Annotated in this window: 24 protein-coding genes and 2 pseudogenes; 13 read left to right on the top strand and 13 right to left on the bottom strand. The window is 58.2% G+C overall.

The genetic code is table 11. The features are described 5' to 3' along the window. Window positions 1-85: 85 nt before the first annotated feature. On the bottom strand, window positions 86-1,270 hold the full coding sequence (punC, locus tag AB5I78_RS08570; protein ID WP_369300591.1) for a purine nucleoside transporter PunC: 1,185 nt from the start codon (window positions 1,268-1,270) through the stop codon (window positions 86-88). A 122-nt stretch (window positions 1,271-1,392) separates the two neighbouring features. On the opposite strand from punC, the gene punR reads away from it, so the two are divergent. Beyond that, window positions 1,393-2,307, top strand: coding sequence for a DNA-binding transcriptional activator PunR (gene punR, locus AB5I78_RS08565; protein WP_145163111.1), 915 nt, complete (start codon window positions 1,393-1,395; stop codon window positions 2,305-2,307). 127 nt (window positions 2,308-2,434) lie between these two features. Here punR and AB5I78_RS08560 read toward each other — a convergent pair whose 3' ends face one another. Further along, a complete protein-coding gene (locus tag AB5I78_RS08560; RefSeq protein WP_369300592.1) occupies window positions 2,435-3,604 on the bottom strand; it encodes an aspartate aminotransferase family protein in 1,170 nt (389 codons plus the stop codon). A 103-nt stretch (window positions 3,605-3,707) separates the two neighbouring features. Here AB5I78_RS08560 and AB5I78_RS08555 point away from each other — a divergent pair, with 103 nt between their 5' ends. Next, window positions 3,708-4,613 (top strand): LysR family transcriptional regulator, encoded by a 906-nt coding sequence (locus tag AB5I78_RS08555; RefSeq protein ID WP_262207558.1) that lies wholly within the window; start codon window positions 3,708-3,710, stop codon window positions 4,611-4,613. On the opposite strand, the gene AB5I78_RS08550 is transcribed toward AB5I78_RS08555, so the two are convergent. Together AB5I78_RS08550 and fabV are read right to left on the bottom strand one after the other, a co-directional pair. After that, window positions 4,610-5,233 carry an HAD family hydrolase gene (locus AB5I78_RS08550; RefSeq protein ID WP_369300594.1) on the bottom strand — a complete coding sequence of 208 codons (624 nt, stop codon included), beginning with the start codon at window positions 5,231-5,233 and terminating at the stop codon, window positions 4,610-4,612. The genes AB5I78_RS08555 and AB5I78_RS08550 overlap by 4 nt on opposite strands. A gap of 211 nt (window positions 5,234-5,444) precedes the next feature. After that, window positions 5,445-6,638, bottom strand: a complete 1,194-nt coding sequence (gene fabV, locus AB5I78_RS08545) for an enoyl-ACP reductase FabV (protein ID WP_369300595.1) — start codon at window positions 6,636-6,638, stop codon at window positions 5,445-5,447. Between the two features lie 273 nt (window positions 6,639-6,911). Between fabV and AB5I78_RS08540 the strand changes: the two genes are divergently transcribed. Next, window positions 6,912-7,736, top strand: a complete 825-nt coding sequence (locus tag AB5I78_RS08540) for an aspartyl/asparaginyl beta-hydroxylase domain-containing protein (RefSeq protein WP_369300596.1) — start codon at window positions 6,912-6,914, stop codon at window positions 7,734-7,736. A 149-nt stretch (window positions 7,737-7,885) separates the two neighbouring features. Then, window positions 7,886-9,259 (top strand): nucleotide 5'-monophosphate nucleosidase PpnN, encoded by a 1,374-nt coding sequence (gene ppnN, locus AB5I78_RS08535; RefSeq protein ID WP_369300598.1) that lies wholly within the window; start codon window positions 7,886-7,888, stop codon window positions 9,257-9,259. 1 nt (window position 9,260) lies between these two features. Here the strand turns inward: ppnN and AB5I78_RS08530 are convergent, their stop codons facing one another. After that, window positions 9,261-9,653, bottom strand: coding sequence for a RidA family protein (locus tag AB5I78_RS08530; protein ID WP_369300599.1), 393 nt, complete (start codon window positions 9,651-9,653; stop codon window positions 9,261-9,263). A gap of 154 nt (window positions 9,654-9,807) precedes the next feature. On the opposite strand from AB5I78_RS08530, the gene AB5I78_RS08525 reads away from it, so the two are divergent. The 3 genes from AB5I78_RS08525 to AB5I78_RS08515 all read left to right on the top strand — a co-directional run bounded on the left by AB5I78_RS08525 (window position 9,808) and on the right by AB5I78_RS08515 (window position 10,902). Continuing rightward, the gene (locus AB5I78_RS08525) at window positions 9,808-10,065 is read left to right on the top strand and encodes an AbrB/MazE/SpoVT family DNA-binding domain-containing protein (protein ID WP_106576898.1); all 258 of its coding nucleotides are present in this window, start codon (window positions 9,808-9,810) and stop codon (window positions 10,063-10,065) included. Continuing rightward, entirely contained in the window at window positions 10,062-10,457 is a 396-nt protein-coding gene (locus tag AB5I78_RS08520; RefSeq protein ID WP_369300600.1) for a PIN domain-containing protein, read from the top strand. The genes AB5I78_RS08525 and AB5I78_RS08520 overlap by 4 nt, the downstream gene beginning before the upstream one ends. A gap of 70 nt (window positions 10,458-10,527) precedes the next feature. After that, window positions 10,528-10,902 carry a hypothetical protein gene (locus AB5I78_RS08515; protein ID WP_145163093.1) on the top strand — a complete coding sequence of 125 codons (375 nt, stop codon included), beginning with the start codon at window positions 10,528-10,530 and terminating at the stop codon, window positions 10,900-10,902. Between the two features lie 56 nt (window positions 10,903-10,958). Here the strand turns inward: AB5I78_RS08515 and AB5I78_RS08510 are convergent, their stop codons facing one another. Further along, a complete protein-coding gene (locus tag AB5I78_RS08510; protein WP_106576901.1) occupies window positions 10,959-11,288 on the bottom strand; it encodes a YXWGXW repeat-containing protein in 330 nt (109 codons plus the stop codon). Between the two features lie 131 nt (window positions 11,289-11,419). Next, a complete protein-coding gene (locus tag AB5I78_RS08505) occupies window positions 11,420-12,319 on the bottom strand; it encodes a DMT family transporter (protein ID WP_369300602.1) in 900 nt (299 codons plus the stop codon). A 98-nt stretch (window positions 12,320-12,417) separates the two neighbouring features. Between AB5I78_RS08505 and AB5I78_RS08500 the strand changes: the two genes are divergently transcribed. Continuing rightward, window positions 12,418-13,266 carry a LysR substrate-binding domain-containing protein gene (locus tag AB5I78_RS08500; protein ID WP_124416776.1) on the top strand — a complete coding sequence of 283 codons (849 nt, stop codon included), beginning with the start codon at window positions 12,418-12,420 and terminating at the stop codon, window positions 13,264-13,266. A gap of 4 nt (window positions 13,267-13,270) precedes the next feature. Here AB5I78_RS08500 and AB5I78_RS08495 read toward each other — a convergent pair whose 3' ends face one another. Beyond that, window positions 13,271-14,167 (bottom strand): LysR family transcriptional regulator, encoded by an 897-nt coding sequence (locus AB5I78_RS08495; RefSeq protein ID WP_369300603.1) that lies wholly within the window; start codon window positions 14,165-14,167, stop codon window positions 13,271-13,273. A 99-nt stretch (window positions 14,168-14,266) separates the two neighbouring features. Here AB5I78_RS08495 and AB5I78_RS08490 point away from each other — a divergent pair, with 99 nt between their 5' ends. Beyond that, window positions 14,267-14,932: an NADPH-dependent F420 reductase gene (locus AB5I78_RS08490; RefSeq protein WP_369300605.1), complete on the top strand. Its 666-nt coding sequence runs from the start codon at window positions 14,267-14,269 to the stop codon at window positions 14,930-14,932. Between the two features lie 72 nt (window positions 14,933-15,004). On the opposite strand, the gene mqo is transcribed toward AB5I78_RS08490, so the two are convergent. Further along, window positions 15,005-16,660, bottom strand: a complete 1,656-nt coding sequence (gene mqo / locus AB5I78_RS08485; RefSeq protein ID WP_242193916.1) for a malate dehydrogenase (quinone) — start codon at window positions 16,658-16,660, stop codon at window positions 15,005-15,007. 492 nt (window positions 16,661-17,152) lie between these two features. Between mqo and AB5I78_RS08480 the strand changes: the two genes are divergently transcribed. After that, the gene (locus tag AB5I78_RS08480; RefSeq protein WP_369300606.1) at window positions 17,153-18,340 is read left to right on the top strand and encodes an MFS transporter; all 1,188 of its coding nucleotides are present in this window, start codon (window positions 17,153-17,155) and stop codon (window positions 18,338-18,340) included. A 107-nt stretch (window positions 18,341-18,447) separates the two neighbouring features. Here AB5I78_RS08480 and AB5I78_RS08475 read toward each other — a convergent pair whose 3' ends face one another. After that, window positions 18,448-18,669, bottom strand: coding sequence for a hypothetical protein (locus AB5I78_RS08475; RefSeq protein WP_106576908.1), 222 nt, complete (start codon window positions 18,667-18,669; stop codon window positions 18,448-18,450). 147 nt (window positions 18,670-18,816) lie between these two features. After that, on the bottom strand, window positions 18,817-19,173 hold the full coding sequence (locus tag AB5I78_RS08470) for a hypothetical protein (RefSeq protein ID WP_369300607.1): 357 nt from the start codon (window positions 19,171-19,173) through the stop codon (window positions 18,817-18,819). 203 nt (window positions 19,174-19,376) lie between these two features. On the opposite strand from AB5I78_RS08470, the pseudogene AB5I78_RS08465 reads away from it, so the two are divergent. The 3 genes and pseudogenes from AB5I78_RS08465 to AB5I78_RS08455 all read left to right on the top strand — a co-directional run. Continuing rightward, window positions 19,377-19,574: pseudogene (locus tag AB5I78_RS08465) on the top strand (phage tail protein I); the annotation flags it as partial. A 215-nt stretch (window positions 19,575-19,789) separates the two neighbouring features. Beyond that, window positions 19,790-20,011, top strand: a pseudogene (locus tag AB5I78_RS08460) (phage tail protein); the annotation flags it as partial. A 173-nt stretch (window positions 20,012-20,184) separates the two neighbouring features. Then, a complete protein-coding gene (locus tag AB5I78_RS08455; protein ID WP_369300608.1) occupies window positions 20,185-21,126 on the top strand; it encodes a DNA cytosine methyltransferase in 942 nt (313 codons plus the stop codon). On the opposite strand, the gene AB5I78_RS08450 is transcribed toward AB5I78_RS08455, so the two are convergent. Next, window positions 21,123-22,169 (bottom strand): hypothetical protein, encoded by a 1,047-nt coding sequence (locus tag AB5I78_RS08450; RefSeq protein WP_369300610.1) that lies wholly within the window; start codon window positions 22,167-22,169, stop codon window positions 21,123-21,125. The genes AB5I78_RS08455 and AB5I78_RS08450 overlap by 4 nt on opposite strands. Continuing rightward, window positions 22,162-23,256, bottom strand: coding sequence for a ParB N-terminal domain-containing protein (locus AB5I78_RS08445; RefSeq protein ID WP_369300611.1), 1,095 nt, complete (start codon window positions 23,254-23,256; stop codon window positions 22,162-22,164). The genes AB5I78_RS08450 and AB5I78_RS08445 overlap by 8 nt, the downstream gene beginning before the upstream one ends. Window positions 23,257-23,795: the final 539 nt, after the last annotated feature.

The raw sequence follows: 23,795 nt of genomic DNA, 5'->3' as shown, positions 1-23,795 counted from the left end.
ATGCAGACACCTCGGTACTTCAGCATCACCGAGTCGATGCCATCGCAGGCAAGCCAGCTCCCACATTTTTGATCCCATTTCAGATTTAAGCGTTTGCCAGTTCCGAATTGTCCGTCTTCGGCCGTGCCAACCAATAACCCAACACCGCCAACGGCGCAGTCGCCAGCATCACAATCACCGTAATCAACAGCGGCTGGTCAATCATCGACGACACCAGCAGGCTGCTGAGAAAGCACAGCCCCAGTTGCAAGGTGTTTTGCAGCGCCGCCGCCTTGCCGGAATTTTCCGCAAACGGCATCAGCGCATTCGCCACCACAATCGGGTAGCTGGCGCCGTTGACCAGCGCCATCAGGCAGAACGGAATCAGCAAGGTGGTCAGGGTGGGCACGGTCAACGTGGCAACCAGGTACAACGCAACCATGCTGATGCAATAAGCCACCAGCAACCAGGGCAGCAGGGTTTTGCCCTGATAGCGCTGCAAGGCGCTGCGGCAGCTGTAACCACCAATTAGAAACGCCAACGTCGGCAGCACGTAGCTCAGGCCGATGTCATTCGGGCTGTAACCCATGTCGCCCAGGATGAAGGGCGAGGCTGTCAGCCAGGCAAAGAAACTGGCCGAGCAGGCAGCGAAGATCATCACGTTGCCGGTGAACACGCGAGAGGTCAGCAACTGCCCATAACCGAGGCGCGAAGGCTCGCCCTCCTCTGCCCGACGTTTCGGCATTTTGCGCAGGAACAACGTCGGCAGCAGCAACAGCAGCGACACGCCCAGCAGTACACCGAAGATCGTCTGCCAACCGAAGTGATTCAACACCATGGCGCCCAGCAACGGCGCCAGGGCCGGTGACAGCGACATCAGCGGCATGATGCTGGCGAACACGCGATGCGCCTTGTCGGCCGGGTATCGGTCGATCACCAGCGCCTGCCAGCTCACCGCCGCAGAACACACGCCAATCGCCTGCATAAAACGCAACGCCAGCAGTTGCGGCGAGGTCTCGACCCAGAACATGCCCAGGCAACCCACTACAAACAGGCTCAGGCCCGCCAGCAGTACCGGCTTGCGCCCGAGGCGGTCGGACAACGGCCCCCACAACAACTGCCCTACCGCAAAACCGGCGAGGAAAATACTCAAGCTCGCGCCCACGGCGCCCGCACTGATCTGCAACTGCTCGCCCATGGCGCCGAACGCCGGCAAGTACATATCCATGGCGAGATAACCGAGCATGCTCAGCCCCGCCAGGTACCACGTGAAACCAAAAGAATTTTTCATTGAAGCCTTGCTGATCTTGCCATCAAACTATTTGCTGACTGGCGCCCATTATGAAGCTGACAGTGTGGGTGTGAAGCGATAATAATTGGACACCTCTATCAAATATTTTGAAGGCAACCATCATGTGGTCCGAATACTCGCTGGATGTGGTGGATGCCGTGGCGCGCCACGGCAGCTTCAGTGCGGCCGCCCAGGAACTGCACCGCGTACCTTCGGCCATCAGCTATACGGTGCGTCAGCTCGAGGAATGGCTGGCGGTGCCGCTGTTTGTGCGTCGCCATCGAGACGTGGAACTGACCCCGGCCGGCCGTCTATTTATAGACGAAGCCCGCGGCGTGATGAAAAAAATGCTCGGTACACGGCGTTTGTGCCAGCAGGTGGCGAATGGCTGGAGCGGCCAATTGAAGGTTGCGGTGGACTCCATCGTCAAACCCCAGCGCTGTCGGCAGCTGGTGCTGGACTTCTATCGGCAGTTTCCCGAGGTGGAATTGCTGTTGGAGTACGAGGTGTACAACGGCGTATGGGATGCCCTGGCCGATGAACGCACCGACATTGTGATCGGCGCCACCAGTGCGGTGCCGGTGGCCAGCCACTTCACCTTTCGCGACATGGGCCTGCTGAACTGGCTGTGTGTGGTCAGCGCCAAGCATCCGCTGGCGGCGCTGGACGGCTTGCTCAGTGACGATCAACTGCGGCCGTTCGCGTCGCTGTGCATGACCGACACCTCGCGCAACCTGCCCAAGCGTGACACCTGGACCCTGGATAACCAACGCCGGCTGGTGGTGCCCAACTGGTCCTCTGCGCTTGATTGCCTGCGCGATGGCCTGTGCGTCGGCATGGCGCCGGCGCATCAGGTGTTGCCGTGGATCGAACGCGGCGAGCTGGTCGCGCTGCAATTGCGCCGGCCGTTCCCGGCCAGCCCGTCGTGCGTGGCCTGGGCGCAGAGCAAGTTGTCGCCGGCGATGAGTTGGTTGCTGGAGTACCTAGGCGATACCGAAACCATGAATCAGGAGTGGCTCAATGGCCCAGATCTGTGAAAGTCACACCGATTCAATGTGGACTTGTGTGGGAGCTGGCTTGCCTGCGATGCAAGCGCTTCGGTCTTAATGTCAGACCGAGGTGATGCTATCGCAGGCCAGCCAGCTCCCACATTTTGATCGGGGTTCAATCCAGCAGGCGGGCGATGGCCCTTACGATCATCTCCACCTCCTTGGCCTCCAGCGTCAGCGGCGGCAACAGGCGGATGATCTTGCCGCGCGTCACATTGATCAAAAGCCCATGCTCGTGCGCTGCGCGGTAGGCCAGATCGCGATAAGGCTGTGCCAGTTCGATCCCAACCATCAGGCCTTGCCCGCGAATCGCCAGCACCTGCGGGTGCTCGCTTAACTCCACACGCAGCCGTGCCAACAGCCGCTCGCCCTGTTGCGCGGCGTTCTGCAGCAAGCCTTGCTCTTCAATAATGTCCAGCACCGTGCAGCCCACGCGGCAGGCCAGCGGGTTGCCGCCGAATGTGCTGCCGTGGCTGCCGGGTGTGAACAGCTGGGCCACCGCGGACCGGGCCAGGCAGGCGCCGATGGGCACGCCATTGCCAAGGCCTTTGGCCAGCGTCATCACGTCCGGCACGATGCCTTCATGCTGGAACGCAAACCAGGCGCCGGTGCGGCCGATGCCGGTCTGGATCTCATCGAGCATCATCAGCCAACCGTGGCGCGTGCAATGCTCGCGCAGGGCTTTCAGGTAGCCAGGCGGCGCTGGCAGCACGCCACTTTCGCCCTGGATCGGTTCCAGCAGCACCGCGGCAATGCGCGGGCCGAAGTGTTGCGTGATGGCTTCCAGCGCTGCCAGGTCGCCAAACCCGACCTTGAGAAAATCCCCCGGCAAGCGCTGAAACCCCAGGCGCACCGACGGCCCGTCGCTGGCCGCCATGGTGCCGAGGGTGCGCCCGTGAAACGCATTCTCCATCACGACCACCAGCGGTTCTTCGATGCCTTTTTTCCAGCCGTGCAGCCGTGCGAGTTTCAGCGCTGTTTCGTTGGCTTCGGCGCCGGAGTTGTTGAAGAACGCACGGTCCAGGCCGGACAACTGGGCCAGGCGCTGGGCCAGCCGTTGCTGCCAATCAATGCTGTAGAGGTTGGAGGTGTGCAGCAACAGGCCCGCCTGTTCACTGATCGCCGTCACCAGCCGAGGGTGGGAATGCCCGACATTGGTCACCGCCACACCAGCCACCGCGTCGAGGTATTCACGGCCCTGCTGGTCCCACAGGCGCGTGCCCAGGCCACGGGTGAAGCTCAGGGCCAAGGGTTGATACGTGGTCATCAGGCAGGCGGCGGTCATGGTGGCAAGCTCCAGTGCATCATGGTGATGGCACCAGTATCGTTAGCCACCCGAGCTGGATAAACTGCGCATTCCTGTAATGACTTTAAACCAAGGCTTGATAATGGATCTGTTCCAGGCAATGTCGGTGTACGTCAAAGTGGTCGAGACTGGCAGCATGACGGCTGCCGCACAGGAGTGCGGGATGTCGACCACCATGGTCGGCAATCACTTGCGCGCCCTGGAGCAGCGCCTGGGTGTCAGCTTGCTCAAGCGCACCACGCGCAAGCAAAGCCTCACCGAATTTGGCGGGCAGTATTACCAGCGCTGCCTGGAGGTGCTGGGGCTGGTAGCCGACTCTGAAGTGTTGGCAGAGCAGGCCCACAGCGAAACGCCCAAAGGCAACCTGCGCATCACCGCGCCACCGGTATTCGGCACCGAACGCCTGACGCCCGCCCTGAGCGAATTTTCCCAACGCTACCCGCTGATCAACCTCTACGTGGTGCTCAGCAACGAGCGGATGGACCTGGTCGACAGCGGCTTTGACGTAGCAATCCGTCTTGGCGAGCTGGAAACCTCCAGCCTGATCGCCCGGCCCATGCAGGCCTACACCCTCACCCTCTGCGCTTCGCCGGATTACCTGGCACGCCGCGGCACGCCGCAGACACCCAGTGACCTGCAGCACCATGACTGCCTGGCGTTCGCCTACCCGGCGACCGATAACTGGCGCGACTCCGACAAACTGTGGCGCCTGACCGGCGAGGAAGGCGAGGTGGAGGTGCCGGTGTCCGGGTCATTGACCATCAACAGCTCGCAGGGCCTGCGCCAGGCGGCCGTAAACGGCATGGGCATCATCATGCTGGCCGACGCCCTGGTGCAACCGGACCTGGAGAGCGGCAAGTTGGTAGCCTTGTTAACCGCCTACAGGCTGCCCTGCCGCCCCATGCACCTGCTTTACAGACAGGATCGCTACCGCCTGCCCAAGCTGCGCGCCTTTGTGGATTTCGCCATGGAAAAGTGGGCGCGCTAGAAGCCCACGCCCAACGCCCGCAGGCGCGCCGCGGTACGCTCGGCCGACACGTGGTGGATGCCTTGCCAACCGAGGGCCACGGCGGCCTCGACATTGCCCGCCACGTCGTCGATAAACACCACTTCGCCCGGTTGAATATCCGGCAAATGGGCGCGCACCTGGCCGAGGCTCGCGTAATAAATCGCCGCGTCCGGCTTGATTTGCTTCAACTCGCCGGAGACCACAATGTCGCGGAAATACTGCAGGAACGGGTAATTGGCCCGCGCATAGGGAAAGGTTTCAGCCGACCAGTTGGTGAGCCCGAACAGCGGCATATCGGCTTGATGCAACGCCTCGAGAATCGCCACACCTTCGGGCAACGCGCCGCGCAGCATTTCGTGCCAACGATCGTAATAGGCCTGGATCAAGGGTGCGTGTTCCGGGTACTGCTCGATCAGGTGGCGAGTGCCTTCGGCCAGGCTGCGACCGGCGTCCTGCTCGGTGTTCCAGGCTTGAGTGCAAATGGTGTCGAGAAAGTGTTGCCGCTCGTGATCGTCGGCAATCAGCTGGCGGTACAGGTGGTGCGGGTTCCAGTCGAACAGGACACCGCCGAAATCAAAAACTACTGCACGAATCGTCATCAGATCCTCCGTTAGCGTGGCTTGATAGCCGTAGGAGTCTGGCAGATTAAGGGCAGTGGCGGGAGCGCGATGGCTTGCAGGAGGGTTTTGACTTCACACAAAGCAAATGTGGGAGCGGGCTTGCTCGCGAAAGCGGTGTGTCAGCCACTGTATTTGATACTGACATACCGCATTCGCGAGCAAGCCCGCTCCCACCTTTTTTGACCGTGTTTTAGGCCTGGATCAGGCCTTTGATCTTCACGGTCGGGTTTACGTCAGCGTCGTAGTCCACGCCGTCGATTTCAAAACCGAACAAACGCAGGAACTCAGCCTTGTAACCGGCAAAGTCGCTGATTTCGTTAACGTTGTCGTCAGTCACCTGGTTCCACAGCGCCGCCACGGCGTCCTGGACTTTGGGCTCCAGTTCAGCCAGGTCGGCACGCAGGCGGCCGTCGGCATCCAGCTTCGGCTCTTTGCCGTACAGGCTGTCCTTGAACAGGCCGTAGACCTGCTCGATGCAGCCTTCGTGGGTGCCCTGCTCTTTCATCACTTTGAACAGCAGCGACAGGTACAGCGGCATGATCGGGATCGCCGAACTGGCCTGGGTGACCACAGCCTTGAGCACCGACACACGGGCGTCGCCCTTGAGTGCGGCGAGGTTGTCGCGCAGGGTCAGGACTTTCTTGTCGAGGTCTTTCTTGGCTTCGCCGATGGAGCCGTTCCAGTAGATATCCTGGGTCAGCTTTTCACCGAGGTAGGTGAAGGCGGTGGTCTTGGCGCCTTCCGCCAGCACGTCGGCGTCACGCAGCGCGTCGATCCACAGCTGCCAGTCTTCGCCGCCCATGACTTTCACGGTGCCGTCGATTTCTTCCTGGGTCGCAGGCTCAAGCGTGGTGTCGACCACAACGCCTTTGTCGGTGTTGATACCGCGCAGGGTCACGGCCTTGCCGATCGGCTTGAGGGTGGAGGTGTGCACCACGCCTTGCGGGTCGGTACGGCGTGGCGCGGCCAGGCTGTACACCACCAGGTCGATTTTGCCGAGGTCTTTCTTGATGGTTTCGATGGTCAGGCGCTTGATCTCGTCGGAGAACGCGTCGCCGTTGATGCTCTTGGCGTACAGGCCTTTTTCAACGGCAAACTTCTCGAACGCTGCGCTGTTGTACCAGCCGGCGGAGCTCAGCTTGCCTTCTTCGCCTTCTTTCTCAAAAAACACACCCAAGGTATCGGCGCCGCAGCCAAACGCAGCACTGATGCGCGCGGCCAGGCCGTAACCGGTGGAGGCGCCGAGGACCAGCACCTTCTTCGGGCCGCCTTCGATGACGCCATGCTGGGTGACGTAGTCGATCTGCTCTTTGACGTTCGCTTCACAGCCAACAGGGTGAGCGGTCACACAGATAAAGCCACGAACCCGCGGTTTGATGATCATAAAATTTCTGCCTCTTCCAAGGTGCCGAAGGCCAATGGTGGCCATTCAACTTAATCGTACCGGTCTATGACGTCCAAAAAACCGAAGCGTCACGATAGTCGCAAATCTTCTGTTTACAAAATCCAATCCACAAAAGGCCGGATACGCCAACGCGCGGGTTAAAAACTGTGCCAGGCCTTCACAATTTCGCAATATTTAAAACGCCCAGCGCCGCCGGAACCCACTATCATGGCAACATTGTTTCGCTTTGTTTCAGGTTCGGAGCCACGCTTCATGAGTAAAAGTGCTGTTCAAAAAAAGCTGGTCTCAGCCGCCTGGGTGCTGGGCGTTCTGTTGTTCATGTACTGCTTCCCGCGCACCAGCCTGGTATTTCTGTTGCTGGTGCTGTTCTGCGGCATTTATGACTTCCTGCGCAACGGCCTGTACGACCGCGACACGATCAAGAAATACTTCGTTGGCAACGGCCGCAACACCTGGATATTGGCGCCGTTCAATACCCTGTTCGACCTGTTCAGCCTGCGCAACCGCCACGTCTACACCATGAGCGACCTGCCGCCCGCCTGGCGTGAAGACCTGCAACAGGTAATCGACGACGCCATGGCCCACAAGGACGAAATCATCGGTTACCTGGACGAACGCATGGCCGAAAAAAAGCGCGGCATGTTGTTTTTCCAATGGTACGGCCGCCCGATCGAAACCACGCTGGACATCCCGCAGCTGCGCAAAAAACTGCCGTTCGTGAAGACCATCGGGGTGTCGGTGTTCAACGAAAACCGCTCGACGTCGTTCCACTTCGGCCCGCTGCGCATGATGTTCCGGGTGCTCTACAACATGGCACCGGCGCCGCACCACGAGGGTGTTTACATCCAGGTGGGCAAACACAAGCATTACTGGCACGACGACCCGCTGTTTATCTTCGATGACACGCTGATGCACGCGTCCTTCAACAAGAACGACGCAAAGCGTTACTGCCTGTTCATCGATATCGTGCGGCCGACCTTGCTGCCCTCCGTGCTCAACGCCGTGATCTCGGGCTTTGCCGGGCTGGTGTTTACCCTGCGTCGGGTTTTCTACAAAAACTGGAAGCTGATTCAGTAAGTTCTGCGGCATGATGGTGCTGGACGGAGTTTGCGCACGGCCTCATGCCTGCCAAACTGTGCGTCTCGTGCGACCGAGTTCGGCGCTCACCATTCTCCAGCCATCGCCACCCCTGGCGGGTGCGGTGGCTGTGCTTTCAAGGAATCAGAATGCCCCAACGTCAAGTCATCAATGCCTCCGTCAGCCCCAAGGGCAGCCTCGAAACCCTGTCCCAGCGTGAAGTCCAGCAACTGAGCGAAGCCGGTACCGGCAGCATCTACACGTTGTTCCGCCAGTGCGCTTTGGCCATCCTTAACACTGGCGCGCACATCGACAACGCCAAGACCATCCTCGACGCCTATAAAGACTTTGAAGTGCGTATCCATCAACAGGATCGCGGCGTACGCCTGGAACTGTTGAATGCGCCGGCCGACGCCTTCGTCGATGGTGAAATGATCGCCAGCACCCGCGAAATGCTGTTCAGCGCCCTGCGCGACATCGTCTACACCGAGAACGAGCTGGACAGTCAACGCATCGACCTGAGCAATTCCCAGGGCATCACCGACTACGTGTTCCACCTGCTGCGCAACGCCCGTACGTTGCGTCCGGGTGTCGAGCCGAAAATCGTGGTGTGCTGGGGCGGCCACTCGATCAATACCGAAGAATACAAATACACCAAGAAAGTCGGCCACGAACTGGGCCTGCGCAGCCTCGACGTGTGCACCGGTTGCGGCCCCGGCGTGATGAAAGGTCCGATGAAAGGCGCGACCATTTCCCACGCCAAACAGCGCATCACCGGCGGCCGCTACCTGGGCCTGACCGAGCCGGGCATCATCGCTGCGGAAGCGCCAAACCCGATCGTTAACGAGCTGGTGATTCTGCCGGACATCGAAAAACGCCTGGAAGCCTTCGTGCGCGTCGGCCACGGCATCATCATCTTCCCGGGCGGCGCCGGTACGGCTGAAGAGTTCCTGTACCTGCTGGGCATCCTGATGCACCCGGACAACCGCGACGTGCCGTTCCCGGTCATCCTCACCGGGCCGAAACACGCGGCGCCGTACCTGCAACAACTGCATGCCTTCGTCGGCGCCACCCTCGGCGAAGCGGCGCAGGCGCACTACCAGATCATCATCGACGACCCGGCCGAAGTGGCGCGCCAGATGACGGCCGGGCTCAAGGCCGTGAAGCAGTTCCGCCGCGAGCGCAACGACGCCTTCCACTTCAACTGGCTGCTGAAGATCGACGAAGGCTTCCAGCGCCCGTTCGACCCGACCCACGAAAACATGGCCAGCCTGCAACTGAGCCACACTCTGCCGCCCCATGAACTGGCCGCCAACCTGCGCCGCGCGTTCTCGGGGATCGTGGCCGGTAACGTCAAGGACAAGGGCATTCGCCTGATCGAGCAACACGGCCCGTACGAAATCCACGGCGACCCGGCCATCATGAAACCGCTGGACGAGCTGCTGCAGGCGTTTGTCGCCCAGCACCGCATGAAGCTGCCGGGCGGTGCCGCGTATGTGCCGTGTTATCGCGTGGTGCAATGAATTAGCGCTGTACCGCCACACATTTGATTTCCACCAGTAACCCGGGATGCGCCAGTTCTGACACGCCAATGGTCGTCCAGGCGCAATGCCCGCGTGGGAACAGGCGGTTTTTCACCTCGCGAAAAACCGCCATGTGCTGGCTCATATCAACGTGATACGTGGTCATGTCGACCACGTCTTCAAAACCGCAGCCGCCCTCCTCCAATACGTGCCGCAGGTTCTCCCAGGCGGCGATGAATTGCGCCTCGGGATCTTCTATCACGGCCAATTCCGGCGTGCGGCCGACCTGGCCTGCGCAATACAAAGTGTTGCCAACTTTTACGGCAGGCACGTAGCCCGCGCGCTCTACGATGGGTTGCATGGCGGGCGGGATGATGCGGTGGCGGTCGGTCATAGCTTGTATCTCTTAGGGTCTCTGAAAAGCGTGTGAACGTGAAAACGTCGAGCTAGGGTTTTACCTGTTCCCACCCACGTCTACCAGCGAGCGACCTATGGACCAACGGATCTTGTCCTTCATCAATCCTTACCTTAGGGTAAGGAACATTACGATGGAGATCTTCACTATGGCGACCGCCACACTGACTTCAAAAGGGCAAATCACCATCCCGGTCCAAGTCAGGACCGCACTGGGTCTGGAAACCGGCGACCGGGTTGAGTTTGTCGAAACGGAAGACGGCAAGTTTTCCATCATTGCCGCGAGCAAAACCGTTCAGGACCTCAAAGGGTTGATCCGCAAGCCCGCCCAGGCCGTGTCGATTGACGATATGAACCGCGCCATCGCTGCGCAGGGAGCAAAAGCGCAATGATCGGCCTGGATACCAATGTGCTGGTGCGTTATGTCACCCAGGATGATCCCGTTCAGTCCTCCAAGGCGTCCGAGCTGATCGAATCGCTCACCACGCTTTCGCCGGGTTTCGTCAGCCTGGTGTGCGTGGTGGAACTGGTATGGGTGTTACAAAGCTGCTACCAATCGGCCAAGAGTGATGTGGTGACGGTTCTGGAAACGCTGCTGCGTACGCGTGAATTGACCGTCGAACATGCCGAGCTCATCTGGCAGGCACTGCGACGATTCACGGCGGGCAAAGCCGAGTTCGCCGACTATCTGATAGAGCGCTGTGCCCATGCGGCAGGCTGTGAATACACCGCCACCTTTGACGTCAACGCGGCCAAGGCCACCGGGATGAAGCGCTTGGCCTGACCGGCAGCGTTGCAGCGAATTGCGGGCTTTGGTAAAAACCGCCTCTACCCTTGATCGAGAGACACCCAACGTGCGCACGCTTTTGCTCGCAGCCTTGGCACTGACGCCGACCTTTACCCTGGCCGACACCATCGCCTGGCCCGACCTGCCGAAAACCTGCTTCGTCAGCGGCCGGCCCGCCACCAGTGTGGATGTCGACACTGGCTGCGCGGCGTTCCTGATCAATGTTCAAGGCAAGGCGGCGGGCACGCCGATCAAGCTGGATATTCCCCAGTACGCCCTGCATGTGGACGAAGCCACCGGCAAGGAAACGCCGGTGATCATCATCCAGGCCGAAGAAAACGGTGAGATCAAGGCCGTGGGCTACAAGGAATTGGGCACCGATCAGCTCGGTGCCGCGTTGCTGCGGGAGGTTCGGCTGCTGGGCACCCAAAAGCCGACCTAGCGGTTTTTTGCAGGCGCGAACCCGCTCACGCCTGCGGCCAGGCGTTCGGCCAGGGTTCAGCGAACCCAGCCACCGCCCTGCCAGTGGTAACCGTCATTGCGCTGCACCCAGTGCGGATGCACATAACGATAGCCTTCGCGCACTTGCTCCCAATGGCCGTGCACCGCGACGTATCGCCCGCCAGCCCAGCGCCAGTAGCCGCGTGACCAGACATAACCGTAGCGCGGCGCAGGTTCCACCTCGATCACTTGAACCGGCGGCGGTTGCGGCGCGACCACTTCGACATACTCACGCTGTACCGGCCCGCGCTCATGCACCACACGCTCTTGCACACACCCGGACGCTGCGACGACAACCGCCGCCAATGCCGCATAACGTAGCAACATACAAAACCCTCGGGCGCGTACGCCCAGCACCTGCACCAATAAAAAATGCCCCCATGTTTCAGCCGCGCTCCTGCTTGGCTATGGGATCTTTTTAACAGGTGATGTCTGTCGGCTTGCTGAACCTGCAGACCTCAGGAAGCACAGGCGACGGTCGGTTGTTTCAGACGCACCAGCACCAACCCCGTCACCACCACCGCAATACCGGCGTAGGTTGAGCCCTGGATCGCATCGCCAAACATCAACGCCGCCCACACCAGGGTGACCGGTGGCTCCAGATAGACCAGCGCTGCCACGTGGGTCGCTGTCATTACCCGCAACAACATCCACAAGCTCAAATAAGCGACGAATGTGGAAAACACCGTCAGCCAGACGATTGAGATCAACACGTCCGAGTCATGAGGAACACTGAAGGTGCCGGTATAGAGCACGGCGCCGGAAAAGCCGATCAGCGTCAGCAGCGACTGGATGAACAGCGGCAACACCAGCCCCGCGTGCTGGCGCTGCGCGGTACGGCGCTCATACAAGGTCGCCAGCGTCAGCCCCAGCGCTGCGGCCAGTGGCAACAAGTACATGACAAAGCCGACGCTCTGCCCGCCACTGCTGTACTGCCCGGCAATCACGATGGAGACGCCGATAAAGCTGATCATCAACCCGATCCACTGCCAGCCACCGCTGCGCTCGGCAGCGCTGCCGGTCGACAATGCCGCCGTCATCAGCGGCTGCAGCGCCGCGATGATGGCCGCAATGCCGGGTGGCAAACCATTTTGGATCGCCACATACAGACAACTGAGGTAGAGGAACTGCGACAGGAAGCCGATCACGGCGTAGTGGCGAACCTGAGCCCAGCTCACCTTCAACAGCTTCACGTTCAAAAACAGCCCCAGGCACACCGACACCAGCAGGAAGCGCCAGAACAGCAGGTTGAATGCGCCGCTGCCTTGCGTACCCAACTTGGCGCCGATGTAGCCGGAGCTCCAGGACAGCACGAATGCCACCTGCAACAGCAGCCGTTTTAAGGTTGATCGCGTCATGAAGCCTCCCGTCAGTGCACGTTGACTGAAAGGCTAAGGGCCGCGCATGCTTCCGTATATTTGAATTACTCGCACCACAAATTCGCAATAGTGGAATCATGGCCAAACAACTGAACATCGACTTGTTACGCACTTTTCACGCCGTGGCGCGCTTTCGGCGCTTCAACGAGGCGGCCGAGCATGTGCACCGCAGCGCATCGACCGTGACCACACAAATTCAAAAGCTCGAGGAGCAAATCGGCCAGCGCCTGTTCAGCCGCAGCAACCAGGGCGTCGAGCTGACCCTGTATGGCCAGAAGCTGCTCGGTGAAACCACCGAGTTTCTCAAGAGCCATGACCGCCTGCTGATCGCGCTGATGCCACAGCGCATGCAGGGCAAGATTCGCCTGGGCATTCCCGATACCTATGCGCCGGCGTTCATGCAGGCGTTTTTGCCGCGCTTGATCGCCGACAACCCCTTGCTGGAACTGGAAGTCGAAGCGCGCACCAGCGGTGAGCTGCTGAATATGTTTATGGCCAACCAGCTCGACCTGGCCATCACCGTCAGCGCACAACCGCTGGCCCAGGGCGAACGCCTGGGGCCGGTGCAGCCGTTGTGGGTGGCGGCCGAGGGCTTCAGTTGCGCGCCGAATGCGGCGCTGCCGATCACCGTGCCGGTTGCCGGCTGCCCGTACCGTGCGGCGGCGTTGCAGGCGCTGAAGGATCACGGGATTTACCACCGGGTATTGCTGGAGAGCCCCAATTCCACGGCGGTCGAGGCCTGTATCCGCAGCGGCGTGGCGGTGGGGTTGATCGAAGAAAGCCGCATGGGCAGTGGGCTGACGCAAAAGGTTGCAGGGTTCGAGTTACCCCCACTGCCGGTGCATCATCTGTACCTGCTGTGCGACAGCAGCAATGCACTGGCCCTGCATCTGTATGCGCAGGTAAAACAGGGCTTCCACATTTGAGCCCTCACGCCTGGCCGAAGCGCGCCAGCACCGCCTCGACAAACCGCCGCAACTTGGCGGTGCGCTGCCGGTTGGCGGTGTAAACCAAGTGCATGGGGCGGCTGGGCGCCTCAAATGCCGGCAGTACCCGCACCAACTCGCCCCGGGCCAAGGCCGGACGCAGGAAGTCTTCGGCGCCCAGCACGATGCCGAAGCCATCCAGTGCCGCCGACATCAACGCCCGGCTTTCGTTGATTTGAAGGCGACTGGCGACCTGCACCGTGTAGGGCGTCGCGCCTTGGTGGAAGACCCATTCACGGTCCGCCGGGCGTGACCAAAAGGCGTAGCCCAGGCATTCATGTTGCGCCAGGTCTGCCGGGTACTGTGGCGTCCCTCGCACCGCCAGATACGCCGGCGCCGCGCACACCACCAAGCGATAAGGTGCCAAGGGCCGGGCCGTTAAACCGGTGGTGGCCAAAGGGCCGATACGGAACGCCGCCTCATAGCCTTCCTCCACCAAGTCGACGAAACGATCCGTGAGGTGCAGGTCAATTTCTACGTCCGGGTTGTCACGCAAAAACGCGGTAATCAGCGGCATCAGGCTGTAGGAACCGAAGGTGACCGGAGCGGTGACTCTCAGCTTTCCGCGTGGCGTGTCATTCATGATCTGGGCGAGCGAATCAGCAGCCTCAGCCTCCGTCAGGATATGTTTGCAGCGTTCGTAGTACGCGTGCCCCAGTTCCGTCAGGCTTTGCCGACGCGTGGTGCGGTTAAGCAAGCGCGCGCCGAGGCGTTGCTCCAGGGCGGCAACATGCTTGGCAACCATTTGCGCGGACATGTTCAAACGCTCGGCGGCGCGGGCGTAGGAGCCCAACTCGGCGGCCATCACAAAGGCATGCATGCTTGAAAGACGGTCCATCATTCCCTACTCCCAGTAACAACACCCACGCCAAAACGCTCATTTATCGCCAGCTAGTTGCCAATCATCATAACTGCTCGATGACTTACGAGGAGCAAGACCATGAAGATCGGCGTGATTGGAGCAGGTTTCATCGGGCGAGCCGTGGCACAGCTGGCGCTGGCCGCCGGGCATGAGGTGATGTTAAGCAACTCCCGTGGCCCGCAGACCATGAGCAGCGTGCTCAGCGGCCTACTCGGCGTTGAGGTGGGCAGTGCCGAGGACGCCGCCCGGTTTGGCGACGTCGTGCTGGTGGCCATTCCGTTTGAACACTACCGCAGCGTGCCCGCGCAATGGCTGGAAGGCAAAACGGTGCTGGACGCCAACAATTACTACCCCAACCGCGACGGGCATATCGCCGTGCTGGACCGCTTTGAAACCACCACCAGCCGGCTGCTCGCCGAGCATCTACCGCATTCCCACGTGGTCAAGGTGTTCAATGCGATTTTTGCCCCCGACCTGACGCAAGACGCCCGCCCCCACGGCGTGCCCGCCCGCCGTGCACTGCCGGTGGCCGCCGATGACGCCGCAGCGAAGGCGCAAGTAATCAAGCTGCTCGACGAGCTCGGTTTCGACGCCGTAGACGCAGGAGGGCTGGATGAAAGCTGGCGTTTTGAGCGGGCAAAACCTGCGTACTGCGTGCCGCTGGACCAAGCGGGTTTAACTGCGGCGCTGGCAGCTGCCGAACGCACGGTGGAACTGCCGCCGGTCGAACGCGTGCGCGGCTGAACACGCGCGCACAAAAAAGCCCGCTGACCGTGACCGGTTCAGCGGGCTTCTTACAGCGGTTTGACCTTTGGCTTACAGCGCCAGGTCAGACGCCGGCTTGCTCGGCTCAGCCGCAGGCTTGGCAGCCTCGGTGGCTTCGGTCGCCTTTGGCGCGTTCAACTGCGGAATCGCAGGCGGTGGGGTCAGTTGCAGGATGCCGGCAGTGTAAGCCCACTCCTTCGCAACAGCCTCAGGGCTGTCATTCAGCTTGGTGCCGTAGCTCGGCACGATCTGGTGCAGTTTGGTCTGCCACTCAGGGGTCGCGACCTTGTCCTTGAACACTTTCTGCAGCACGGTCAGCATGATCGGAGCCGCGGTCGACGCGCCTGGCGATGCACCCAACAGGCCTGCGATGGTGTTGTCGGCGGAGCTGACCACTTCGGTACCGAGTTTCAGGACGCCGCCCTGCTCTTCGTCACGCTTGATGATCTGCACGCGCTGACCGGCTTGCCACAGGCGCCAGTCTTCTTTCTTGGCGTTCGGGAAGTACTCTTTCAGGGCGTTGTAGCGGTCGTCATCCGACAGCATCAGTTGGCCGGCAAGGTACTCGACCAGTGGGTATTCACGAATACCGACTTTGGTCATTGGCCAGATGTTGTGGGTGGTGGTGCTGGTCAGCAGGTCCAGGTACGAGCCTTCTTTCAGGAACTTGGTCGAGAAGGTTGCGAATGGGCCAAACAGAATCACACGCTTGCCATCCAGCACGCGGGTGTCCAGGTGCGGAACCGACATCGGTGGCGCGCCAACCGAAGCTTTACCGTAGGCCTTGGCCAGGTGCTGCTCGGCAATCGTTGGGTTATCGGTCACCAGGAACGAACCGCCCACTGGGAAGCCCGCGTATTCCTTGGCTTCTGGAATGCCCGACTTCTGCAGCAGGTGCAGTGCACCGCCGCCGGCGCCGATGAACACGAACTTGGCGTCGGTTTCAGTCTTGGTGCCGTCTTTCAGGTTTTTGTAGCTCACACGCCACGAACCGTCGGCGTTTTTGGTGATGTCCTGCACTTCGCTCGACAGTTTCAGGTCGAACTTAGGGGTGGTTTGCAGGTGGGCAACGAACTGGCGGGTGATCTCGCCGAAGTTCACGTCGGTGCCGATCGGGGTCCAGGTGGCCGCGATTTTCTGGTTCGGGTCACGCCCTTCCATCATCAGCGGAACCCACTTGGCGATTTGCGCCGGGTCTTCGGAGTACTGCATGCCAGCGAACAGCGGGCTCGCTTGCAGGGCTTCGTAGCGTTTTTTCAGGAATTTGATGTTGTCATCGCCCCACACGAAGCTCATGTGCGGTGTGGAGTTGATGAACGAACGTGGGTTCTTCAACACGCCCTGCTGGACCTGCCAGGACCAGAACTGACGCGAGATCTGGAACGCTTCGTTGATCTCGACCGCTTTCGGGATCTCAACGGTGCCGTCCTTGTTTTCCGGGGTGTAGTTCAGCTCAGCCAAAGCCGAGTGACCGGTACCGGCGTTGTTCCAGCCGTTGGAGCTTTCTTCGGCCACGCCATCCAGGCGCTCAACCATCTCCATCGACCAGTCCGGCTGCAGCTCGTTGAGCCATACACCCAGGGTCGCACTCATGATGCCGCCGCCGATCAGCAGCACATCGACTTTCTTTGCCTCTTCCGCGTGAACGGAGGTGATCCCCATCGACAAAGCCAGCCCCAGCAGGGCAGTGTTTACTTTTTTAAACATCAGTAGCACCTATGATAAAACGCCATCCGCCCTACCGCCCCTGAGCATGGGCAACCCTTTATCACGCCGCGCCAGGCAGCGCGCCGCGGGGTTTGCACATTCACGAGAGAGCCGCAGGGTGGGCACACAAGGCCGACGTATCGACCTCACTGTTTATGTCCCTTCTGCGCTGACTTTTTATCATTATTGGCTTCAGCTACCTGGGCGACAGCCAATCGCCGGGACGTATACGGGTGTACGTGCCGGGAAAGACCAGACCAAGACGGCGCGCAGAATATCACGCCAAAGAGCGTTTATGCGCCGTTTGGCCAATTGACAGCTCTAAATCGCGGCTTTTAACGCGCCGCTGTCAAGCCAGGCAGGCGCGACGTGGCGTCACAGGTGGCCAGATGAAACTGAACTCTGCTGCAAACGGCTGTTCTAGACACCTTCGCCGCTGCTTGCGTAGCATCGGCGGCTGTCCTTCGTGCAATCCTTCCAAACGAGTTACCCATGACTATCCAGCAAACACCCGGGCACGTACTGCCCGCGCGCAGCGCCGCCAAAATGGAAGCTGCCATGGCCGTGGGCGCCTTCGCGATCGGCACCGGCGAATTCGCCATCATGGGGTTGATGCCCGACATCGCCCACAATTTGAATTTGAGCGAACCCCAAGTCGGCCACGCCATCAGCGCCTACGCCCTTGGCGTCATGGTCGGCGCGCCACTGTTGGCCATCCTCGGCGCCAAATTGCTGCGCAAACACATGCTCTTATTGCTGATGGGCCTGTACGCGCTGGGCAACCTCGCCACCGCCTTCACCCCTACCTTCGGCTCGCTGGTGGCCTTCCGCTTTATCAGCGGCCTGCCCCACGGTGCCTACTTCGGCATCGCCGCCGTCGTCGCCTCCAGCATGGTGCCCAACGACAAACGCGCCGGCGCCGTGGCCCGGGTGATGATGGGCCTCACCCTGGCGATGCTGCTCGGCAATCCCATCGCCACCTTCCTGGGCCAACACTTGGGCTGGCGCTCGGCGTTCGCCCTGGTCAGCGCCATCGCCCTGTGCACCATCGCGCTGGTCTGGCAATTCGTACCGGACCGCCACGACGAACCACGCAGCGACCCGCGCAAAGAACTGCGCGCCTTCACCAAACCGCAGGTGTGGATGGCCCTGTCCATCGGCGCGATTGGCTTTGCCGGCATGTTCTGCGTGTTCAGCTACCTCGCCCCGACCCTGCTCGAAGTCACCAAAGTCTCGCCCCAGTGGATTCCCTTCGGCCTCGCCGCGTTTGGCGTCGGCGGCATTATCGGCAACATCGCCGGCGGCAAACTGTTCGACCGCCTGCAATTTCGCGCCGTGGGCTGGATTATGGTGTGGTCGATGGCCGTGCTGATCTTCTTCACCTTCGCCGCCAGTGCGCTGTGGAGCGTACTGCTGGGCATCGGTTTGGTCGGCACCATGATTGCCATGGCCGCGCCGCTGCAAATCCGCCTGATGGACATCGCCCACGAAGCCCCTAGCCTGGCGGCAGCGTCCAACCATGCGGCATTCAACCTGGCGAACGCGCTGGGCCCGTGGTTTGGCGGCATGGCGATCACGGCGGGTTATGGCTGGACCAGCACCGGCTACATCGGCGCCGCCACAGCACTCGTCGGCCTGGGCATCTACCTGATGGCCCGCCGCATGAGGGGCGGCCACTGATATTTCCCACACCACCACAACCCAATGTGGAAACTCTAATGTGGGAGCGGGCTTGCCCGCGATAGCGGTGGGTCAGTCAACCAACAAATGACTGCCCCACCACCCCATCAATCATCATGCAACAATCCCGACCCATACTCCCCATAACTACTCCCCAACCCACTCCCGCCAAAATTCATCTTGGCAGCCTTGCTCGGGCTATGGTCCCCAAACGCCTGGCATCCGCCAGAGAAACAAGGGTCACCACTCCCGCCCGACGACCCCGTCGAACAAGCGCCCAACAGCAACGTGCCAGCAATCAGCGCGACTTTAACCAGGTTCGAGATCATGTTTTCAATTCCCTGTGGGCTGGAGGTGCGGGGGTCCTCTCTTAAATGGGAGCGTAGTCCTCAAAGGTGCGGGGAATTATGAAACTTTGCTGGGTGACAGGATGGGTTCAGGTTGCCGCCTTGGGGTGAGGCGGCGGAGGTTGAGGGTCAGGCTGTGGCGGCAGGCGCAACTTGGTCTTGGGCTCGGGCGACGAGTAGAGCGCTTAGGTCGATGAGTTGCTGGATGCCCAGGAGGATGGCGCGGTGAGGGTCTTCGAGGTCGAAGGCCAGGGTGGCGGCCATTTGGTTGGCGGAGTCGAGGTTTTCGGCGGCGTTGGCTAGGAGGGTTTCGGTGTCGATGTTGGGGCTGACGCGGAAAAGTTTGCCGGGCGCGAGTTCAGAAATTGCGTCGTCATCAGATGGCGGCAAGTAATGATGATTTGCTCGTTCGGCCGCTGCGTGAAGCTTGGCGTCGACAGGTGCAGCGTTGTGATCGACATACGAATTGCGTGATTTGTTAGGCATGGGCGAAGCTCCAAATACTTTCGGGAGTTAAAACGCCTTAGCAATACGGACTTCCACCTCCGGCCGCGGGGTTTGCAGCGGCTTGAGGAGGTTAGCTAGAGAAAGTCCGACGGGCAAGCCTATAAGGATGTGGGAAAGCTCCTAGCGAAATCATGGTCTGACCCCGATATCTCTCGTATATCGTGGTCTGACACCGATACCCCTCGCGCAAGGACACCATCGGGGCACTGCGCCGCGTCGTAGAGCCGCTGGGCTACCTGATTGAGGTGCTGGAGTGGTGGCAGACAACCCAGCAGGGCGTGCCGGGTACTTTCGCCATCAAGGTCGGAGTACTCGACACCAGGATCACCGAAGAGATGTATCAAGAACTCACCTGGCTGATTGATGACGCTAGGCCGGTTATGCCGACACTGGCCGTCGATGATCGACCTCCGATTAGCATCGCGGGCGCATCGGCGGTTTACGACAGCCACGACACCTACCAAATCACCATTGCAGCGGCGTCTGGCATGGACATGCAAATGATGGAGAAAAGCCTACGGGCGATGCTCAACAAAATTGATTGCGAAAAGCGCGCCCGTCAGCCCAGTAAGTTATCGGATTGAGATTAATCACCATGATGCTCAGCCTCGGCATGTTCGTATTCAGCCTATCGACCCTCACCTACCAAGAGCTGCAGCGTCAGACCAATTGGCGCCATGCCACCAACAGCCGCGTCGGTAAGTCCCCAGCGATGCAGTTTGTAGGCCGTGGCGAAGACACCATCACCCTCCCCGGCATCATTCTCCCGGAGCTGGCCGGCAGCGTTTTAAGCCTGAATGCACTGCGCCTGATGGCGTAGGCGACCGCGTTGGCTGTATGCCAGCAAGAGGACAGCCAAGCGTGCCGCTGAGCGAGAATCGAGTCATATGAAGGCACATCGCCAGTCGTAATCAATCAGGTTAATATTGCTCACAGCCTGTTTTAACCGTTGCGAATCCGTATAATCGCCGGCGCTCAAGGGGAATACGAATGCCAACAGCTGTTTCATTATTTTCAGGATGTGGTGGGTCAGATGCGGGAATTCTTCGCGCAGGCTTTGACGTGCTCATGGCAAATGACATCATGCATTACGCGCGTGAGGTCTATCTTGCCAACCATCCTGAAACGGACTATATCCGCGCCAATATAGCCAGTATCGAAAACTTTCCTGCCGCTGAATTATTAGTTGGTTGTTATCCATGTCAGGGTTTTAGCCAGGGTGGGCTCAGAAATCCTGACAAAAAAATAAATACTCTATATCTTGAATTCGCTCGTGCGTTAGTACAGATAAAGCCAAAAGCGTTCATTGTCGAAAATGTCTCTGGAATGATACGTAAAAATTTTCGACATCTACTTGAGGATCAACTCAGGGTATTTAGAGAGGCTGGCTACAACGTTAAAGCGAACGTGTTAAACGCAGCAGAGTTTGGAGTCGCCCAAGAGCGCCGCCGAATATTCATCGTTGGCATACGAAATGATTTCGGAATTGAATATGAGTTTCCTAAGCCTACTCATGGTAATGATTGTGCGCAGCCTGTAGTTACAATTCGGGACGCCATTCAGGACATGCCCGCCTGGCCAGAAGGCGAGTTCTATGATTTACCTTTTCACTGGTACTATCTCTCTAGAGATAGGCGTAATGATTGGAATGAAGCATCACGGACCATAGTGGCCAACCCGAGGCACATGCCCCTACACCCGATGAGCCCTCCAATGATTAAATTGGAGCACAACGTTTGGACATTCGCCCACGAAGCACCAGCACGAAGGTTTAGCTATAGAGAAGCCGCTAGACTACAAGGATTTGGAGATCTCGTTTTTCCCGAGACGAGGTACGCGTCCCAAACGCAGCGTTATACGGTAGTTGGAAATGCAGTCCCGCCACCACTATTTGAAGCGGTAGCAGGTGCATTACCTAATATCTGGGATTAAGAATAGGACAGAGCTCTCGCCTCAGTAATTAATGCAGGTACATAGAGAGTAGAAGCGTTAACCGCATACTGATGAGCGAGCATAAGTATGCGGTATCGATCAAGAACGATCGCACTTCCAAACTTTTTGAAGCCAATCCAGTCGTCCCCATCATGCAAAGACTGGGGCATAAAGTAATATGTAGCCCAACTGTGAGCTACGGCAATTTTATTACCTAACATCGCTGGGGACGCATCTAAAGTTTTAGGGCCATAGCTATCAGCTGTGCAGCCACACTGTGCGAAGGCAATTGGCATTGATCTACGGGAATCTCCCATTGGGTGCCATGCTACAAGATCAAGCCCGCCATCTCCTCGATCATTCTCATCGAAGTCCTTCCGCAAGCAAGTAATCATGCCTCGGACATCAGCGGCCAAAGCTGTGAGCTTATCAAACAGATGACCCGTATAACGGACCGAAGAGTTTTTGCCAAACTGGTGAACTTCCCAACCAGTCGGCATCAATTGCTTGAATATTTCGTGACTTACCACTTCAAATTTATCGGTAACCTCTTGTCTTCGTGTATGCGGCACATAACGCAAAGCTGAAGATATTAAGAGTTGAAGATAAGCATGATGCCACTCAGTCAATTCTTCTTTCAAAGAAATTGATTTTGACTCATCATCAATGATGAAAGGATATAGATCATCCCCGAACAAATGGGAGCGAACACGAATATGGGAAAAAACTTCTGCCGCCTTTCGGGATCTCCTGTCCTGTCTTTCGGGGGGAGAATCATCGAGACCTTCATCGTCGCGCGCTTCTTCCTCATCCTCTTCTAGTTCTTCATCGGGTACTTCTAGATCTATATCACCAACTACCTCTTCCATTTCCTCCGTTGTTTCAGACAAAGAGCTCCTAGAAAAAAGACCATCCGGATGGACGAAGCATCTAATTTCCACATAATCGCTCCAGACGAAAATATCATTAAGCCTCGGATACTCAGCAAGGTTATCCAAGATTTTTTTGGGCTTGGGCTTCTTCTTCGACTCAGGCTTATTCATTTATTTCTACCAGAATAAGGGCCTTAATCCTCTTGGTGAGCAATATTATTTCGTCAATTTGCGCATCGTGTTGGGGGTTAATTTCCGGCACACTCGGTATAACATTATATATCGCTGAAAGTTTTTTATTTGCATCAGAAAGCAGCTTACTGAACGCCAACTGAGGGCCCTCAGTGAGAATAAAAGCATCAGCAAGATCGCCAGTTTTTCTCAGCTTTGCCAACGCTGGCTTACTCGCAACGACTTTCGCTAACTCCTTAAGGTTTCGTGAGTTCGGTACAATTGTGTCGCCCTTTTGATCCTGAGCATACAACCATGTAAACAAATCCTTAAGATTATCACGAACTAAATTTTCAGCTTCAAGATCTTGCCTACTTTCAAGACCAATAAACTCAACTATATTTGTATAACTTAGAGCAGTCGTGAGTAGAGTGAATTCGATTTTCTCTTCTGTAACGTGCTGAAGGTCAAAAAAATCATTGTTTTTTGCTACGTTATATAAATTCAAACCAGCAAGCATCTGGCCAACATAGTCAGAACGACTGCCAATTTCCTTTGCAAGTTGTCGCAGTTGTTCATTCTCGTCTAGGTCAGGATACCAGTCAGTCCTCAACTGCTCCAAATATCTGGCTTTCGCTAATGGCCCCCAAGCCTTAATACCAGTAATATGCCGAAACCCCAAATATCGTAAAATCTGCTTGCGTTCTGGAAAAATTATGCAAGGAACTTTTTTTGGCTTATGGACCGCTTCCGTCCGAATAGCATTAATTGTAGGCAAAGGCTTTGAAGGATTTAGCTCACCATTTAGAAGCTTTAGTGCAGCTAATCGCCTATTGCCCTCGACAACATAATACTTGCCTTTTCCAGCGTCAGTGACAAGCAGTGGTTCGCCATCAAAATAATCTTGAAGGCCAATACTCTGCATTAACTCCTGTAAACGCTCGTCTCGAATCATTCGTTCTAACAGCTTGTCCAACGGCCCTGAAGCGAGCTCAATTGCAAATCTAGGATTTGCTGGATCAAACTGAAGATCGGCAACATTCAAATCCTTTTTAATTAGAGCATCTTTACTGTTTGCCCGAGACAAGTTCGCACTCCTATGCAATTACTAAATTTCTAAGCATGTCAAAATTGGCATTCCGCAATCTAAACAAGCCTAAAACGGTTTTTTTACTTTAACACCAGTGTACTTAATAGGTACAGACCATGCTGGCCTTTTAGTGGCTGCGAGGACCTCGGTCAAATCCTTTAGACGCTGCTCGATACCCCTTATGCGTTTCTTTTCCTCAGCAGCGCACGGTATCCCCCGCCTTTCGGTCTCTTCCAAAGACCTGAATAAAGCCAGAATTGCGTCCTCCTGCGGACTCGCAACAGGCCCGGGGGACGCCGGAGACGCAGCGCCCCGTATCATCGTCCCTTCCCCTGTAAGCAACCAAGCCAAGGAAACGCCCTCAATTTCGCTCACGTTTACGCATAACGCATAAGGAATTGATTGCCGCCTACGCTAGCCCCCTAAGGTCTGCCGATTAACGTCCAGCTTGCGTGCCAACTCGTCATCAATGTCAACTGCAAAAACCGTCATCAAGCGTTCAAGCACGGCGTCGAGAGACTTTTTCTGCATTTTGA

This window comes from Pseudomonas sp. N2-3-1-14 (assembly GCF_041228395.1).
Classification (GTDB): domain Bacteria; phylum Pseudomonadota; class Gammaproteobacteria; order Pseudomonadales; family Pseudomonadaceae; genus Aquipseudomonas.
This window is presented reverse-complemented; position numbering and strand designations above follow the sequence as displayed.